The following is a 14,685-nucleotide window of genomic DNA, read 5'->3' as shown; positions in this document are numbered from 1 at the left end:
CTCCTTAACGTCTCCGTCATACCCAAAACGTGCCTTTACCCCGCTTATTAAACCTACCCCGCCACAACTCTTCTGACCGGATTTAATGCTCTCCCTTAACGCGGCAGCTCCTTTCTGACGTACGTCCCCGTCTATCGCCCCCGCCGCCATAAATACAGGCAAGCCCTCCGTTATCAGCTCAAGGCCCGCCTTCCGGTTCCCTTTATATACCGCTATAATGTCCCGCCCTAATTGCTTTAAATACGCTTTCCCTTCCTCCTCGCTCTCTTCTAAACCCTCTTCCTCTAAAGCTGTATATTCCTTATACGCAGCACGCGTCCCCTCTTCACTCACTAAACCACCCCAAAAACTTTTTACCCACTCCTTCTCCTCTTCCGTCTTCGCTTCCATCAAACCACGCGCCAAGACCTCTTTCATCTCCTTTTCATACGCCAATTTAAACGCTTCATACGTCAGACCCTCTTGCCCGCTTTTAGAATCAAAGCCTTCACGCAATAACTTCACTACCCCTTTTACCTCCGCCACCTTGTCCGCTACCGCAAATTTGCCGTTGCGTACACGCGCGCGCTTCACCGCATGCTCTATACCGCTGGATACTTGAGCACGGGTTTTGGCAACAGCATCAGCCGCTTGAGCGTAAGAAGGAGCTACGCTAGCAAAAATTAAAGAAAAACTCAAAACGACGGAGAGAAATTTTGTCATATTCAAAGGCCTCATTTTTAAAAATAGGAATACGCAATACGTCCTTATACTTATGTTATAACACCAACTTCACCGAAAAACAAGGGAAAAAAGGCCCAAAAAAGCAGTGGGTCTTTTGGGTAAAAAAAAGCACGTAGGACGGGGATAAATCCCGCTATACGCGCTAATGAGGCGAACCCGCCGCCTCTATTTGTATTGTAACATAAAAAACCCGCTTTAAAAAGAGAGAAGCGGGTTTTTGGTTTTACCAATCGCAATCCTTGCCTATTTCGTTTACAGGCAGTCGGCTGCCAAATGTAAAGGAACGGGGCATTTCATGCACGGAAAGTTTTTGGCTTAAATAAGTGCGGATAATGCCCAAATGCGCCTCGCTATACCCCTCGTTGGGTACAATAAAGGCTTTTAAGCGTTCACCCTCTTCCGGGCGCATCAAGCGGACTTTGCACTCTTTCACCGCCGGATGTTGGGATAAAACCTCTTCCACGTGCCCGGGATACACATTTATACCGGCCACCTGGACACAGCGGTCCGTTCTGCCGATGGGGCGGATAAAACGGGCGTTTTCCATATTGGCTTGGTCAGGCAGGACTTGCCACTCCTGCTGAGATTTGCGTTTCAGGCGGATTTGGTCTTTTAAATCCAAATCCCAAAACTCAAAAATTTCAAACGCTTCCCCGGCATTATGGCGAAAAGCAATAGCGCCGGTTTCACTGGAACCGTATATTTCGGTAAATTTTTCTATGCCCAAATCATATAATGCGGATATCGTTTCATCTTTCATGGGGGACGTGGAGGACATGCCTCTTACCCCTTTAGGAAACTTATTTCCCAGTTTTACCCAGTATTGCCAAAAGAGGGGGAAAGCCACCACTAAATCACCCTCTTTTAATAACGCCTGCCAATTGGCCGTTGGCAAAGCGGGAAGCCAAACCACCTCCGCCGGTAAAACGCGCGGGAGCATAAGCGTAAAGGTAAACCCGTATAAATGGTGTACGGGAACTAGGCCCACTACCCGTTTTACACCCTCAAACTCCGGCTTAACGCCCCAGGCTTCTTCTTCTATCATAACCGTCGTATGCGGGCATTTTTTATAAGCACCCGTACTGCCGGACGTTAAAAAGTTAACTTGTCCGTAATATAAATAAACGGCGTAATAGTAATTAATCATGTTTTCCAATGAAGAAAAACGTTTTGCCGGCTGATTAAACATATCTCCGGCAACTTCTTCAAAGCGGGTGCGCTGTTCCACGGTTAAACCGTCAAACAAGGCGGAAAAATTTTGCTTGTCAAATACAGACAAAGCATCCGCTTTGCTTCTGGCCAACTGGGCGCGCAAAGCGTCGGTCAACATATGTTGGATATCATTTCTGGTAAGCATAAAAAGTTTCTCCTTTCAAGAAAGAACAAACCCCCAAAGAAGAGGCCGTTAAATCAAAATGGTTCCCCGGCTGCTCAAGCAGGGTGCATAATTGTATGGCGGGGGCAGCCGCCAACGGAGCCCACGCCTCTCCCACGGAGGGGCAATAGGCGGGGTGGACAAAAGAAAAATCAAAATTGGTTATTCTCGCTTTGGATGCCGGTGTTTTTTGCGGACTTAATAAAAAAGCCGCCGTCTGCATAGACGCAATATCCTGCGCCAAAGGATATTCTACCCGGGCGGGATATTGCCCATTTAACGCCTGGGCCACCGGGTTTAAACTGTCTCCCACCGCTACCAATACATACGGGGCCATGCCGCTATGCAAAAACGACCGAGCCGTAAGCAAAGCCGCCCCAAAAGATGTATTAAACTGGCCGGAAGTTACACACGGCCCGCGTAAATTTAAAAATAAAGATAAAGTAAGCCCCGGCGCATTGTGCACACTGCCCGCAAAAGCGGTGGGGGAGGATAATTCGTCCCCGTCTTGCAAAATACTGTCCATAAATTTACAGGTATTTTGCAAACTGCCCGGCCCAATCCCCAAAGAAAGGCCAAAAGGCTTTTCCTGCGTTACCGGCTGGCCGGCCATTTCCAACGCCCGGCAGGCCGATAAAAGAAGCCGGGCCGATAAACCGTCCACGCGGCGCAGGCGGCGCGCCTCAAACCAGGGGGAAAAGTCCTCCGGTTTGGGCTCTTGCGCGCAAGAGGCAAAGCCTTCTATATACAAATCAAGCGCCATAATGCCGGCCCCCCAATATTAAAGCGGCGTTGCACCCGCCAAACGCTAGCGAACACGAAACCGCACAAGTTTTGGAAATCACCTCGCTTTGGGTAACGGGAACCAAGTGCAAGGCAGGGTCTTCTTCCTCAAAACCCCAGGTGGGGGTAACCTGCCCATGATTTAAGCATAACAAACTAATGACCGCTTCCACCGCGCCCGCCGCGCCCAGCGTATGCCCCGTAACCCCCTTGGTGGCGCATACCGGCACCCCCGCAAGCAACTGGTTAAAAACAAACGCTTCCGCCGCGTCATTAGCCTGGCTGGCGGTGGCGTGCGCGTTAATAAAAGCCATATCCGCCGCGTGCAGACCGCTTTGTTTAAGCGCGCCGGAAATTGCGCTGGCAAGGCCTTGGCCCTGCGGGTCCGGCGCGGTGGGGTGGTAACCGTCGCAAGCGTTGGCGTACCCCAACACAAAACCCGCCGGGGATACCCCCAATTTTTCCGCCGCGGACCGGCTTAACAATAAAAGAGCGGCGGCCCCTTCGCCAATATTAATACCCGCGCGGTTTTTAGAAAAAGGTTTGCATTTTTCCTTAGAAGATATCAGCAAGCGGATAAACCCGTCATACGGGATTAGGTTTATTTCATCCGTACCGCCGCATAAAACCGCGTCACACACGCCCATGTTAATCCAGCTGGCCGCCAAGCCGATAGCGTCCGTACCGCTGGCGCAGGCGGTAACCACCGTCTGCACCGGGCCGGTAAAGCCGTACTCTTTCGCCACCGCCATTGCCGTGGAAGAGGAAAAATAATCCTGCAAGATATCCACGTCTTTTTCTTCCAATGCGTTTTTGGTCCAGCGGGCGTACGAGTCAAAACAATGAAAAGACGCGTCTACCGAAGTGCCCACGCAAACCCCCGTGCAAAGCCCAGCCAGCTGCTGCGGCGTTACTCCCGCCTGAGAAAAAGCTTCTTGCGCGGCCGTTAAAAAATACCGTAAACTTAAACTGCCCCGCCCGGCGGGAATATCTTCTTTAGGAATTAAAAACACGGGGTAACGGTCCGCCAACGCGCTGTTTACCCGGCCCGCCGGCAACGCAAAACAAGAACGGCCCGTTTGTAAACCGTTCCATAAAGCGTCTTTTCCGGCTCCGCAGGCGCAAATAACGCCCGCGCCGCCAATACAGCAGGCTGGTTTCATAAACTATTTTTTGCGGTTTGCGTCCACATAAGCGGCCAAGGTGCCCAAATCTTTAAAGATTTCACGCCCCTGCTGCATATTTTCTATGGTAATGCCGTACTTTTTTTGCAAAAGCATAATTAGTTCTACGGCGTCTAAACTGTCCAGCCCCAGGCCTTTTTCGCCAAAAATGGGGGAAGCCGCGTCAAAGCCGGACAAATCCGCCCCGCCCAAATCAATATTGGCGGCGATAAGCTGTTTCAATTCTTCAATAGTTTGCATTTAGTTAGTCTCCCAAAAGTTGTAATAATTAAAAAACTGATATGGATATTTTACACAAAAGGCTTCCAGTGCGTCAGCGAATTTTTGCGCGTAAGGGGCATAGTTTTGCTTATCGGGCCCTAAATCCGGCACGGTAAAAACCTCCGCAATCTCCGCCCCAAAACGCCCTTCCCCAAGCCAGGGGAAAAACATCACCGCCACCGGCGCCCCCGTACACGCCGCCAAACGGTAAAAACTGTAAGGCAAGGCTACGCTTCCACCCAAAAAACGGGCCCGCAGGCTGTTGCCGGCGGCGCCAAAGGTTCTGTCCCCCATGGCGCAAAGCACGCCGCCGTGCCGCAGGGCCGCCATCATTTCCACAACGCCCCCCAAAGGGCCCGCCGGGTTAATAAACGTAAAGGGAGCTTTTGCGGAACGGTGCTCATGCACCATTTTGTCATTATCTTTAGGGTTTCTATAATACACAATGTATTTGGGGGCGTTAAAAAAATGAATGCTGGCGGCGGCCTGCTGCCAGCAGCCGCAATGACCGCTAAGCATAATGACGCCTTTGTGTTCGTCCGCCAGGCGTTGGCAAAGGGCCCGGTCCTCTTGGCTGGAAACAATATCCACGCGCCCCAAAATACCCAATGCGGCACGGTCCGTCAGCGTACGGGCAAAGGTTAAATTAAGCCGGTAGGCGTGTTTAAAAAACTGCCAGGCGCTGCGGGGGGAAAACCGCCTTTGTATATAAGCCCGGCTTTTGCGGCGTATGGAGGGGGAAAGCGTATACGCCAACACCAGCGGATACAAAAACAAATACGCCAAAAAACGCCCGCCTATAAAAATAAGCGCGTATACAAAACGGTGTTTAAAACGGGAAGCCAAACTGGCGCCCGTCCAGCTTTGAGTCATTTCAAACTCCTGTGCAAAAAGTAGCCGATAATCCAAACAATCAAAAAAGCCGCCGCCGCCAACAAAGGCGCCACCACCAAAGACCCCAACACCCACTCCCACACCCGCTGCAAGAACTGGCGGCCTAAAGTTTGGAGGGTAAACTCCGTCAAAAAGCGGCCGTTGCGCATAAAAAACCCGGCTTCAATGCACAAAGCGGGCACAAAAGGGCCAATGCAGAGTTTTTCAAAAGAAATACTTAAAATCTTATTTAAATTCCACCAGCCGGCCCCCCAAAACAGCATAACCTGCCTGACGCCGGGCAACGCAATAGACCCGCAAAAAATACCCCACGCGCCGGAAAAAGCATTGCGGGTAATGCTGTCTTTTTGGCGTAAGTTTTCAAGCATTACTTCCCAATAGCCGCGTTTTTTTACGCCGGCGGCTGAACCTGCCGGGCAGGCATATTGCCGGTGGGGAAAAGGCAGCATGGAGCGCATGGTAAGGTGCGTATTAATAAGGGTAAGGCGCAGGTTGTCGGCCAGCTTATGAAAGTGGGAAACCCTTTTTCCGGCCGGCGGATAAAAGACGGAAACTTGCACCTCGTTTACGCCAAACCCCGCCCATAAGGCGCGCACCACAATTTCCACTTCAAAAGCGTAACGGCGGCACCAGCATTTTACAACTTCCAGCAGTTGAACGGGGTAGCACCTAAGGCCGCTTTGCATATCGGAAACGGCTTTACCCGTCTGCAAATGCACCCAAAAACCCGCAAACTTACGCCCAAATTTGGAAGAAGCCGGCACATCCGGCCCCTCAAAACGCCTTGCGCCTATGATAATGCTTTGCGGGTATTGGCGCGCGCTTTGGGCCAAAAGAGCTAAATCTTGCGGGTTGTGCTGGCCGTCCGCGTCCAGCGTAAGAATATGGGTAAACCCGTTTTCACGCGCCCAAGCGGCGGCCTGCAAAACAGCTTCGCCTTTGCCGCGGTTAGTAGGCAACGTAAGCACAGTAACCTGCAAAGAACGCAGAGAGAGGGGGCCTTCGTCCGTGCTGCCGTCATCCACCACCAAAACGGGCCAGCCGCACCGCAAACAGCCTTGGACCACCTGCCGTACGGTTTTACCGTGGTTATAAAGGGGGATAACAGCCAGAAACCTCATAACTTTCCGCCGCGCCATTTTTGGCAAAACGCCTCAAAAAAAGCGGGTTTGGCCAACAATAAATTTTGTTCTTTATCCAAAATAAGCTGTACGGTGCATCCGCGCGCGTGAACGGATCCGGTTTCATCCAAAACCGTAAAATCATAATCCAGGCGGGCGGCCTCGGTATAAAACAGGCGGGCCTTTATTTCATATTCCCGGCCGAACTGCAGGGGGGACAAATAGTCTATCTGCATGCGCCGAACGGGGATAATAAAACCATGGCGGTAAAAATCCTGATAGCCTATGCCGTATGCGTCCCCCAGCGCGATGCGGGCGTCTTCAAAAAAAGAAGCGTAATGCCCATGCCACATGATGTTCATGGGGTCCACCTCATTAAAACGCACCACGCGGCGGACGGATTTTTCCAGCGGGGCCGGCTCCCCCGCGCAGCGGGTAAAATATTCAATGCGTTTCATGGGTTGTTACCTCAAATAAAATTTGCCCGCATTTTTGCTGTCCGTCTAACAAAAGCTGGGCGACAAAAACATTACTCCCTTTGGGGAGTATTTCCACCGTCAGGCGGCTCTCAGGCCCCACCGGGCGGTTAAACTTGGCTTTAGAAACGGCTTTTAAAGCGCAATGTTTCTGCTCTATCCGAGAAAGAGCGTCCAACACAAACAGCAGCTGTACTACGGCGGGCAGCAAAGGCCGGGAGGGAAAATGCCCCTCAAAAGCCGGAAAATCAGCTCCTATTTCATAGCGGCACTTTTGGCCCTCACGTCCTTTAAAACAAAGGGCAATGGCGTCTTGCAAATTAGTCATGGGCGTCGTCTCCCCGTTCGGCCTCAAACACAAGGCGGGTTTGGGCGTCTTTATATACAACCCGCCGGGCCGGTTCCGTTAACAATTCACTTTTGGCCATGCGGGTAAAAGCTTGGGCAAAATAATCGGGTATGCGGGGCATTTTATAATAAATTTCCGCTTTGCCCTTGGGGGTAACCTGAAAATCCAGCAATTTAATGCCCATATCCCCCAGTACAATCACCCGGGTTTTGTCTTTCGCAAAAAGCGTAACGGCGGTAAAATACAAATCCACCGGGCTGACGTTTCCGCGCAGCTGCACCACTTTTTGCGGCTTAAAAGCCTGCGAAGGCGCTTCTTTATATACCACGCCCGACGAACAACCGGCCACTAACACCATACAAGCCAATAAAGAAAAAAACCTCATTCAGCCTCCAACAGCGGGGGGAGCAGAAACAAGGCCGACAACGCCGCCCCGGCTATTCCCAAACAGGCGGAAAGCCCTATAATAAACAGCACATTATGCTCAGCCAGCGCCAGTACCCCAAACCCGATGAACGTGGATAAAGACGCCGCCACCAACGCATTTTGCGGATACAATACGCTGTTATGCCCCGCCCGGTGTTTGATTACTTGAAAAAGCCCGTAGTCCACCCCCAGCCCCGTCAGTAACGGCAAGAAGGCCAGAATAAATAAATTAACCTGTATTCCCGCCAGCCAAAACACCAAAAACGTAAAAGAAAACGCTCCCGCCACAGGTATAAAGGTTAACAGCGTATCGCGCAAATTTTTAAAGAAATAAAGTATCAGCCCGCCCACCAAAAATAAAGTAACCAGCAAAATTTTTACCGCTTCCGTACGCACGCCGGCAATTAAGTCTTGGCGGATAACCTCGGCAGACACAAACACCGTTTTTACGCCGGGTACGTCCAATTGGTTAAAAGCAGGGCTGTCCGGCACCATATTCACCACCGCATAACCTCCGGAAATTTGTGTAAACGGATTATAAAAAGCGGAAAAATCAAAAGAGTCCGGGTCCTGCACCAAACTGGTTAAATATTCAAACGGTTTAAAAGCGCCCGGTTTGAGTCCCCAATGAAGCGCGTTTTGGCGCACCAACTCGCGCGTTTTTTCCCCGTTTTGGGCCCAAAACTTCCGCCAGCGGACCAGGTTTTCATCTTTGGCGTATTCCGAAGGATACACCAGGCTGACGGCTAAGTCCCTACCTAAATGGCGGGAAACTTTTTCATTATTTTTAAGCGCCAGGTCTTGATTGTCACCAAATACAAATAATAAGCCGGAGGCCGCCGTTTGCTGTGAAAAGGCCTTATCAAACAGCGCTTTATCTTGAGTAAATGCGTCAGAAACGGAATTTAAAGAGTCTAAATTCCCGCTGATTTGCAACCGTAACGCTCCCGCCATGCCGCCCCATAATAAAATACACAATATCACGGCGGCGGCCGTTCTTCTTAACGGGGGAAGTTTTTTTAACGTAACAATCGGCGCGGGGGGAAGTTTTTTCCAAAACGCGGGAAAAACAAACACCGCCAACAGCAGCGCAAACGTCAGTCCCGCTATGGAGAAAACCGCAATTTGTTTAAATAACTCAATGGACGAAAACAACAACGCCGCAAAACACGCCACGGAAGTGGCATAACTATACAGCAAATGAGGCAACAGCTTACGCGCCGTTTTCAGCACCGCCTTGGAAGATCCGCACAAAGCAAAATACATATAAATGGAATAGTCCACCGCTAGCCCGGCAACCACCGAACCAAACCCCAGCGTAATGCCGGATATTTCCCCAAACACCAAATACGTAACCAAGGCGGAAGGAGCCAACACAAAAAACGGAAGGGCAAAAATCCACAGCGCCCGCTTACGGCGGAAAAACACCATAAACAACGCCCCAAGCCCCACTAAAGCCAGAACGGATATCACTTTTAAATCCTGACGGACAATAAAAGAATTTTCTTGCGTATAACGGGCCGCCCCCAGGTAAAAAGCGCGGGAAGAATGGGGAATTACATTTTCCTGCCGCGCCTGTTGGAAAGCTTGCTTAAAGCGGGTGGAAGCGGAAATATCCGCCGGGTTAAAAGCCGCTTCATATATGCCTATCACCGCGGTGTGGTCTTTGGAAATTAAAAATCCGTCGGCATATTCCATAGAGGAGGTAACATCAAACGCTTTTAATTTTTCTCCCATCAGTTTGGAAAGCCCCAGCGGATCCAGCAAAATCATCTCTTTTAAAAACGAGCCCTGAAAAGACATTAAATTTTGGAAATTATCCCGCATTTGGGCGGAAATGACCTGCGGGGTAATAAATTTTAAGGCTTCCTGCGAGTCTTTCTCCGTAAAACGATACGGCAGGGCTTTTGCCAAAGAAAGCCCGAACTGCGCCCCTTGTACCGGCGGAAGCGAAATGAACTTTTTCTGCGCCAAGTACTCACGCAGGCGGCGGGCGCCTTCCAACGCCAAGGCCGGGTCTTTATCCGTTACCACCACAAAGGTTTTGGAATTAAAAGGCGAAGATTGAAACAACCCCACCCGTTCCTGCACGCTGGCGGGAATCATGACCGCTATGCTTTCCTTAAATTTAATATGAAACAATCCCCACAAACACAATAAGGAAAATACGGCCAACCCCGCCATGGCGGCGGTACGGTAAGTTTTTATCCAGTGAAACCATTTGCTCATTGGAAAGCCTCCGCGGGAAGTTTTTGATTGGTTTTGGGGTGAGTAAACCGTAAAACGGTTTTATCTCCGCCGTTTTCCAGTATTTCCACTCTGGAAAGGGCCTGCTTGTTTTGGGCGGAGAATGTAACCGTTATTTGATTAATCAACCCTTTTTTAAGCGGGGTCAAAATAACGCCGTCCGCGGTAAATTCCACCGCGTATTGCTTGGAAAGAGCCTCCAAATCAAACGTAAGCCAAGCCAGCAGCTGCCCCGCTATATTATGCGCTAGCGGATTTTTTTGTTCTTCTTTTTTATCCTTTTCCAACCTGTAAGTAACGCCATCGGCAATTAAAAACCCGTTTTGAAACGGTTTGGTGTACTGCCAGCGGATGCGGGAGGGTTTTTCAAAATAAAAAACGCCTTCGCTGGTTACGGGTTCTTCCAACAACGCCATAAATTTTTGCTGGGTAAAGCGGCTTTCAATGGTGTTTACGGCGGCAAAACGGGCGGTGACGGCCTCTTTATCCGGCACGGAGGAACCCGCCGCCGGCTGGGCAAAAGCCAAAGCCACGGTGAAACAAAATAAAAATAAACTTAAAGCAAATTTCATTTTTCCTCCTGCGGGGAAGTTTTTTCCCACACAAAAACATACACCTGCCCTTGGGCCGCTTTTTTACCGTCCGCCCATACCGTGCCTTCTATAATCCGGGTATCAAAAAAGCGGGCTTTAATCGTTACGTCCACATACACTTCCTGCCCGGCGCGCACTGAGTTTAAAAAAACAAAATCCCGCACATTGACCAAAAAACCGCCGCCATCTTCCGGCAATGTGCCCTCCAAAAAACGTTTTGCTCCGTCAAAAGCGGCGTAAGACTGGGCCGTCATTTCTATCAACGCGGCAGGCAATAAAAAGCCCTCTTTGTCGGCAAATAAACCGTCCGGCGGGTTCACCGCGCGCACCCGGGCGGAGTTTTGCCCCATATCTAAAATTTCCTCCACCAACAGCATGGGGGGGCGGTGCGGCATGATTTTATTTAAGTCAATACGCGGGGCTGGCATAGGCTTACCTTTGTGCAAAACGGGTTATGTCCACTTCCAAATTACGCACCCATTGGGTGTATTTGGGGTGGATGCGGTTTTTTTCCGGGTTATAGTTCATGTTTTCACTGCTGACGTATTCTATGGAAAAACTGTCCTGCGTATACGGAATGTTTACCACCACCTCGTGCCCGCGCACCTTTAAATGAGCTTGGACGAGGCCGGGTTCTTTTTCATACATCACCCAGCGGCGGCCCTTTCCCGCCTGAAAAATGGCCTGACGCAAAGTTTGCCCTTCCGATACGGTTACAAAACAATCTTTTACTTCATATACGGCGGGATAAGAACGGCACGCCGCCGCGAACAGACAAACACTCAAAATAAATAAGTATTTTTTCATAACTGGTTTATACTCCTTGGGAAGGGGCTTGAAGACCGGCCTGATTGATTTTTTGCAATTCTTTGTCAATCTGCGCGCTTAAACGCTTTACCCACCGGTTATAAATGGGGTCAATTAGAACGTCTTGTCCTTTTTGCGTATCGTGAAGCCCCGTACTGTGTTTATAAACAATCGCATAAGAGCGGGGGGAATAGGCAATATCCACCCATACTTGCCGTCCGTCCCGCGCAAAGGCCGCTTCGGCGGAATCGGGCGTTACGGGCGAGCATTTCCAACCCTGCTTTGCGCAGGCGCGAAACACCGCCACTTTCACTTGCTGCGCGTTTGATACGGCAGGGAAAGAAAAATCTTTTTCTACGCGCAACGCCGGCGCCGCCGCGCACGCCCACAACCCAGCCGCTAAACAAAGGGCCAAAATCCGCTTCATAGCATGTGCTCCTTTTGCAAATAATCCATAATGCGTTTTTTTACCTCACGCGCCATTTCCAAATGGTCCAGCGGGCCGGTAAAATCGGCCGGATAAACGGCCCCCAGCGTGGCAAGCAGAATATCCGCCGGGCGCAGCCACATTGATCCGCTGGGAAGCATCTTTCCCGTACCGCCTATGGCTAACGGAATAACCGGAAGCCCCAACTCTATTGCCAAATAAAACGCTCCGCTTTTAAAACGGGCCAACGGGTTTTTGCGCGAGCCCTGCGGAAAAAGCACAATATCACACCCGTCTTTTACGGCTTGGCGGCAGCGGTCCAACATTTGATGGGGGGGTGTTGTTTCGGCGTCAATATATCCGGCGGCGCGCATCACCTTGCCAAAAAACGGCAGTTTAAACACCCAGCCTTTGGTAATATAGAGCACATTATCATACCCAAACGCCGCCACCGTATATAAATCCAACGCGGAAGCATGGTTTGCCGCCACCACGCAAGGCCCCTGGGGCCGCGGCCTCCGTTCCACCCGCCACGAACGGGAACACAAACGCATAAAAAATAAAATTCCTTTTGCTTGGATATACACAAAACGGCGCGCGTTACACCCGTTTTTACCGGGCCACAAATACAAAAACGGCCCGGCAACCAACCCCGTTACGACCAGCCACAGCACCGCTCCCACCCCAAACAACACCGTATTTAAAAAAGTACGCACGCACATAAGCTGCTATTTGTTTTGTATGCTTTCTTGGGCAATTTTTTCTATAAAATTATATAAGTCCTGCAATGTAACAATAGAGCGCAAATCATACCCTTGGCGGATATTCATGCCAAATTTTTGCTCCAATACCACCACCATGTCCACAGCGTCTAAACTGTCCAGGCCGATGTCATCTTTTAAATTAGCTTGGGGGGTTAGCTGGGCGTCCGTCAATTCAAATTCTTTTTTTAAAGCCTCATTTGTTTGGCGAATGATTTCCTCTCTGCTAATATTCACGGGGTTACCTCCTGACAATAAGAGAACAATTGTTGCCGCCTATGGCAAAACTGTTTTTAAGTAAAGTACGAATTGTAAAATTTTCTTTTTGGCGCACATAATCCAGCGGGGCGCAATCCGGCGCCGGGGTTTGCAGGTTTTTGGTGGGCAAGGCCACGCCGTCCTGCATCATATGCAGGCAGGCTATCAACTCAAGCGCGCCGGCGGCCCCCATGGTATGCCCCAAATGCCCCTTAAAACTGTTTACTTTTACCGAAGAACCAAACACCTGGTGTATGGCGGCTGATTCCGCCGCGTCCCCCGCCAAAGTAGCCGTGGCATGGGCGTTTACAAAATCAATATCTTTAGCAGTTAGGCCGGCTTTATCCAGCGCGCTTTGCATGCAAAAGCGCATGGTTTGGGCGGAAGGGTTAGCGATGTTTTCCGTTTCCGTATTGGAAGAAAATGACGCGACCTCTCCTAATATGCGCGCCCCGCGGGCAAGGGCCAGGTCCTCCCGCTCCAAGAATAAAAGCCCGCAGCCTTCACTGCAGACCAGGCCGTCGCGCTGCGCGTCAAAAGGGCGGCAGGACAGAGCCGGCTGGTCATTAAAGCGGTGGCTGGTGGCTTGCATAATGTCAAAACAGGCGCTGAACATAGGGTGGTATTCTTCCGTTCCGCCGCATAATGCCTGGGCGGTTAACCCGCTTTGTATGGCTGAGGCCGCCAAACCAATGTTAAACAGCCCCGTGGCGCAGGCGGCCGCGCCCGCAAAAGACGGGCCGTTAATTTTTAACGCCTGCCCTACCACCGCCTGGGGGGAATGATTCATAATTTGCAGGAAAGAAGAGGTTTTTACCAACTCCGCATGCCCACCCAAACACTGGGTGCACACGTCCAGCCAAACGGAAATGCTGTTTAAGGTGGACCCCATAAAAAAGCCCAATCCTTCAGGGGCTTGGGCGTACCCGGCTTGGGCCAGCGCTTCCTGCGCGGCGTAATAGGCGTAAACGGACATGCGGCTCATGGAGCGGCGGCGCTGGCGGGGAATAGAAGAATAGTCAATTTCTTGCACCGTAGCCGCCACTTTGGTTTTCACCAAAGAAAGCTTTTCCAGCTCTTCCACCCTGTGAATACAGTCCGCCCCCTCATACAAGCCGTTTTTAAGCGCGCCAACCCCCACGCCGTAAGGGGAAACGGCACCCAACCCGGTGATGACCACTTTGGGGAAATTCGCTCGTATATCCATAGTTAAACCATTATATCAATTTGGGGCTTTTACATACATACGCCGCCGTTAACCCCAAACGCTTGGCCGGTGATATAAGAAGCCTTGTCTGAGCATAAAAAGGCCACCAAATCCGCCACTTCTTGGGGGGTTCCCAAGCGGCGAAGGGGAATAAGCGGCAGTATCTTATCCATGGGTAAACCGTCCAGCATATCGGTTTCAATAAACCCGGGAGAAACGACGTTTACCAAAATATTGCGTTTGGCCACTTCCAACGCCAGCGAACGCGTGGCCCCCACTATACCCGCTTTGGCGGCGGAATAGTTGGTCTGCCCTGGAACGGGCGCATGGGCCGCGGCGGAGGCTATATTCACAATACGCCCTTCTTTGGCGTGTATCATGGCCCCCAACACCGTTTTGGTTACATTATGAAACCCGCCCAAAACCGTACTAATGACGCTGGTCCATTCCTCGTCTTTCATCCAAATAAGCAAATTATCTTTGCGCACCCCGGCGTTGTTTACCAAAATATACGGGGTTTGGGTTTTAAGCATAGGCTCCAGCGCGCGGCGTACGGCCTGCGCGTCCGCCACGTCAAAAGGCAAAAGCGTGCAGCTAACGCCTAACGCTTCTATTTGCTCTTTGGCGGACTGGGCGGCCGCATGGTTGGAGTGGTAATTCAGCCAAATATGGCAGCCTTCCCGCGCCAAGGTTTTGGCTACGGCTAAACCTATTCCGCGGCTGGCGCCGGTAATAAGGGCGATGCGGTTTTCCAAGGGTTTTGTCATTGTAAAAACACTCAAAAATAAGATAA

At 50.8% G+C, this 14,685-nt stretch carries 19 protein-coding genes; all 19 read right to left on the bottom strand.

The features are described from left to right. A partial coding sequence (locus ACQY33_RS02290) for a hypothetical protein (protein ID WP_428073539.1) occupies positions 1-702 on the bottom strand: 702 nt, incomplete at its 3' end. A gap of 244 nt (positions 703-946) precedes the next feature. Next, complete coding sequence (locus tag ACQY33_RS02285; RefSeq protein WP_428073538.1) at positions 947-2,080, bottom strand: AMP-binding protein; 1,134 nt, start codon at positions 2,078-2,080, stop codon at positions 947-949. Further along, positions 2,064-2,861 carry a beta-ketoacyl synthase chain length factor gene (locus ACQY33_RS02280; RefSeq protein ID WP_428073537.1) on the bottom strand — a complete coding sequence of 266 codons (798 nt, stop codon included), beginning with the start codon at positions 2,859-2,861 and terminating at the stop codon, positions 2,064-2,066. Before ACQY33_RS02280 ends, ACQY33_RS02285 begins: the two co-directional genes overlap by 17 nt. Further along, the gene (locus tag ACQY33_RS02275) at positions 2,851-4,044 is read right to left on the bottom strand and encodes a beta-ketoacyl-[acyl-carrier-protein] synthase family protein (protein ID WP_428073536.1); all 1,194 of its coding nucleotides are present in this window, start codon (positions 4,042-4,044) and stop codon (positions 2,851-2,853) included. The genes ACQY33_RS02280 and ACQY33_RS02275 overlap by 11 nt, the downstream gene beginning before the upstream one ends. 3 nt (positions 4,045-4,047) lie before the next feature. Beyond that, positions 4,048-4,305, bottom strand: a complete 258-nt coding sequence (locus ACQY33_RS02270; protein WP_428073535.1) for a phosphopantetheine-binding protein — start codon at positions 4,303-4,305, stop codon at positions 4,048-4,050. Next, positions 4,306-5,199, bottom strand: coding sequence for a lysophospholipid acyltransferase family protein (locus ACQY33_RS02265; RefSeq protein WP_428073534.1), 894 nt, complete (start codon positions 5,197-5,199; stop codon positions 4,306-4,308). After that, complete coding sequence (locus ACQY33_RS02260) at positions 5,196-6,341, bottom strand: glycosyltransferase family 2 protein (RefSeq protein ID WP_428073533.1); 1,146 nt, start codon at positions 6,339-6,341, stop codon at positions 5,196-5,198. Before ACQY33_RS02260 ends, ACQY33_RS02265 begins: the two co-directional genes overlap by 4 nt. Continuing rightward, positions 6,338-6,799, bottom strand: a complete 462-nt coding sequence (locus ACQY33_RS02255) for an acyl-CoA thioesterase (protein ID WP_428073532.1) — start codon at positions 6,797-6,799, stop codon at positions 6,338-6,340. The genes ACQY33_RS02260 and ACQY33_RS02255 overlap by 4 nt, the downstream gene beginning before the upstream one ends. Continuing rightward, the gene (locus tag ACQY33_RS02250; protein ID WP_428073531.1) at positions 6,786-7,145 is read right to left on the bottom strand and encodes a hypothetical protein; all 360 of its coding nucleotides are present in this window, start codon (positions 7,143-7,145) and stop codon (positions 6,786-6,788) included. Before ACQY33_RS02250 ends, ACQY33_RS02255 begins: the two co-directional genes overlap by 14 nt. Beyond that, on the bottom strand, positions 7,138-7,551 hold the full coding sequence (locus ACQY33_RS02245; protein WP_428073530.1) for a hypothetical protein: 414 nt from the start codon (positions 7,549-7,551) through the stop codon (positions 7,138-7,140). The genes ACQY33_RS02250 and ACQY33_RS02245 overlap by 8 nt, the downstream gene beginning before the upstream one ends. After that, the gene (locus tag ACQY33_RS02240; RefSeq protein ID WP_428073529.1) at positions 7,548-9,821 is read right to left on the bottom strand and encodes an MMPL family transporter; all 2,274 of its coding nucleotides are present in this window, start codon (positions 9,819-9,821) and stop codon (positions 7,548-7,550) included. The genes ACQY33_RS02245 and ACQY33_RS02240 overlap by 4 nt, the downstream gene beginning before the upstream one ends. Further along, positions 9,818-10,411 carry a LolA family protein gene (locus tag ACQY33_RS02235; RefSeq protein ID WP_428073528.1) on the bottom strand — a complete coding sequence of 198 codons (594 nt, stop codon included), beginning with the start codon at positions 10,409-10,411 and terminating at the stop codon, positions 9,818-9,820. Before ACQY33_RS02235 ends, ACQY33_RS02240 begins: the two co-directional genes overlap by 4 nt. Next, entirely contained in the window at positions 10,408-10,860 is a 453-nt protein-coding gene (locus tag ACQY33_RS02230) for a hypothetical protein (protein WP_428073527.1), read from the bottom strand. Before ACQY33_RS02230 ends, ACQY33_RS02235 begins: the two co-directional genes overlap by 4 nt. A 4-nt stretch (positions 10,861-10,864) precedes the next feature. Continuing rightward, positions 10,865-11,239 carry a hypothetical protein gene (locus tag ACQY33_RS02225; RefSeq protein WP_428073526.1) on the bottom strand — a complete coding sequence of 125 codons (375 nt, stop codon included), beginning with the start codon at positions 11,237-11,239 and terminating at the stop codon, positions 10,865-10,867. A 7-nt stretch (positions 11,240-11,246) separates the two neighbouring features. After that, on the bottom strand, positions 11,247-11,666 hold the full coding sequence (locus ACQY33_RS02220; protein ID WP_428073525.1) for a hypothetical protein: 420 nt from the start codon (positions 11,664-11,666) through the stop codon (positions 11,247-11,249). Then, positions 11,663-12,388, bottom strand: coding sequence for a lysophospholipid acyltransferase family protein (locus tag ACQY33_RS02215; protein ID WP_428073524.1), 726 nt, complete (start codon positions 12,386-12,388; stop codon positions 11,663-11,665). Before ACQY33_RS02215 ends, ACQY33_RS02220 begins: the two co-directional genes overlap by 4 nt. 6 nt (positions 12,389-12,394) lie before the next feature. Next, complete coding sequence (locus tag ACQY33_RS02210; protein WP_428073523.1) at positions 12,395-12,664, bottom strand: phosphopantetheine-binding protein; 270 nt, start codon at positions 12,662-12,664, stop codon at positions 12,395-12,397. Positions 12,665-12,668: 4 nt separating this feature from the next. Next, a complete protein-coding gene (locus tag ACQY33_RS02205; RefSeq protein WP_428073522.1) occupies positions 12,669-13,892 on the bottom strand; it encodes a beta-ketoacyl-[acyl-carrier-protein] synthase family protein in 1,224 nt (407 codons plus the stop codon). 29 nt (positions 13,893-13,921) lie between these two features. Next, on the bottom strand, positions 13,922-14,659 hold the full coding sequence (fabG, locus tag ACQY33_RS02200; RefSeq protein WP_428073521.1) for a 3-oxoacyl-ACP reductase FabG: 738 nt from the start codon (positions 14,657-14,659) through the stop codon (positions 13,922-13,924). Between the last annotated feature and the right edge of the window lie 26 nt (positions 14,660-14,685).

It is taken from the genome of Candidatus Avelusimicrobium aviculae, assembly GCF_949292495.1.
Lineage (GTDB): Bacteria > Elusimicrobiota > Elusimicrobia > Elusimicrobiales > Elusimicrobiaceae > Avelusimicrobium > Avelusimicrobium aviculae.
The sequence above is the reverse complement of the archived record's forward strand: the minus strand, read 5'-3'. Positions and strand labels throughout refer to the sequence as shown.

Coding starts and splice junctions, on each gene's coding strand:
- ACQY33_RS02285 (WP_428073538.1), bottom strand. CDS start 2,080: ATGCTTACCAGAAATGATATCCAACATATGTTGACCGACGCTTTGCGC.
- ACQY33_RS02280 (WP_428073537.1), bottom strand. CDS start 2,861: ATGGCGCTTGATTTGTATATAGAAGGCTTTGCCTCTTGCGCGCAAGAG.
- ACQY33_RS02275 (WP_428073536.1), bottom strand. CDS start 4,044: ATGAAACCAGCCTGCTGTATTGGCGGCGCGGGCGTTATTTGCGCCTGC.
- ACQY33_RS02270 (WP_428073535.1), bottom strand. CDS start 4,305: ATGCAAACTATTGAAGAATTGAAACAGCTTATCGCCGCCAATATTGAT.
- ACQY33_RS02265 (WP_428073534.1), bottom strand. CDS start 5,199: ATGACTCAAAGCTGGACGGGCGCCAGTTTGGCTTCCCGTTTTAAACAC.
- ACQY33_RS02260 (WP_428073533.1), bottom strand. CDS start 6,341: ATGAGGTTTCTGGCTGTTATCCCCCTTTATAACCACGGTAAAACCGTA.
- ACQY33_RS02255 (WP_428073532.1), bottom strand. CDS start 6,799: ATGAAACGCATTGAATATTTTACCCGCTGCGCGGGGGAGCCGGCCCCG.
- ACQY33_RS02250 (WP_428073531.1), bottom strand. CDS start 7,145: ATGACTAATTTGCAAGACGCCATTGCCCTTTGTTTTAAAGGACGTGAG.
- ACQY33_RS02245 (WP_428073530.1), bottom strand. CDS start 7,551: ATGAGGTTTTTTTCTTTATTGGCTTGTATGGTGTTAGTGGCCGGTTGT.
- ACQY33_RS02240 (WP_428073529.1), bottom strand. CDS start 9,821: ATGAGCAAATGGTTTCACTGGATAAAAACTTACCGTACCGCCGCCATG.
- ACQY33_RS02235 (WP_428073528.1), bottom strand. CDS start 10,411: ATGAAATTTGCTTTAAGTTTATTTTTATTTTGTTTCACCGTGGCTTTG.
- ACQY33_RS02230 (WP_428073527.1), bottom strand. CDS start 10,860: ATGCCAGCCCCGCGTATTGACTTAAATAAAATCATGCCGCACCGCCCC.
- ACQY33_RS02225 (WP_428073526.1), bottom strand. CDS start 11,239: ATGAAAAAATACTTATTTATTTTGAGTGTTTGTCTGTTCGCGGCGGCG.
- ACQY33_RS02220 (WP_428073525.1), bottom strand. CDS start 11,666: ATGAAGCGGATTTTGGCCCTTTGTTTAGCGGCTGGGTTGTGGGCGTGC.
- ACQY33_RS02215 (WP_428073524.1), bottom strand. CDS start 12,388: ATGTGCGTGCGTACTTTTTTAAATACGGTGTTGTTTGGGGTGGGAGCG.
- ACQY33_RS02205 (WP_428073522.1), bottom strand. CDS start 13,892: ATGGATATACGAGCGAATTTCCCCAAAGTGGTCATCACCGGGTTGGGT.
- fabG (WP_428073521.1), bottom strand. CDS start 14,659: ATGACAAAACCCTTGGAAAACCGCATCGCCCTTATTACCGGCGCCAGC.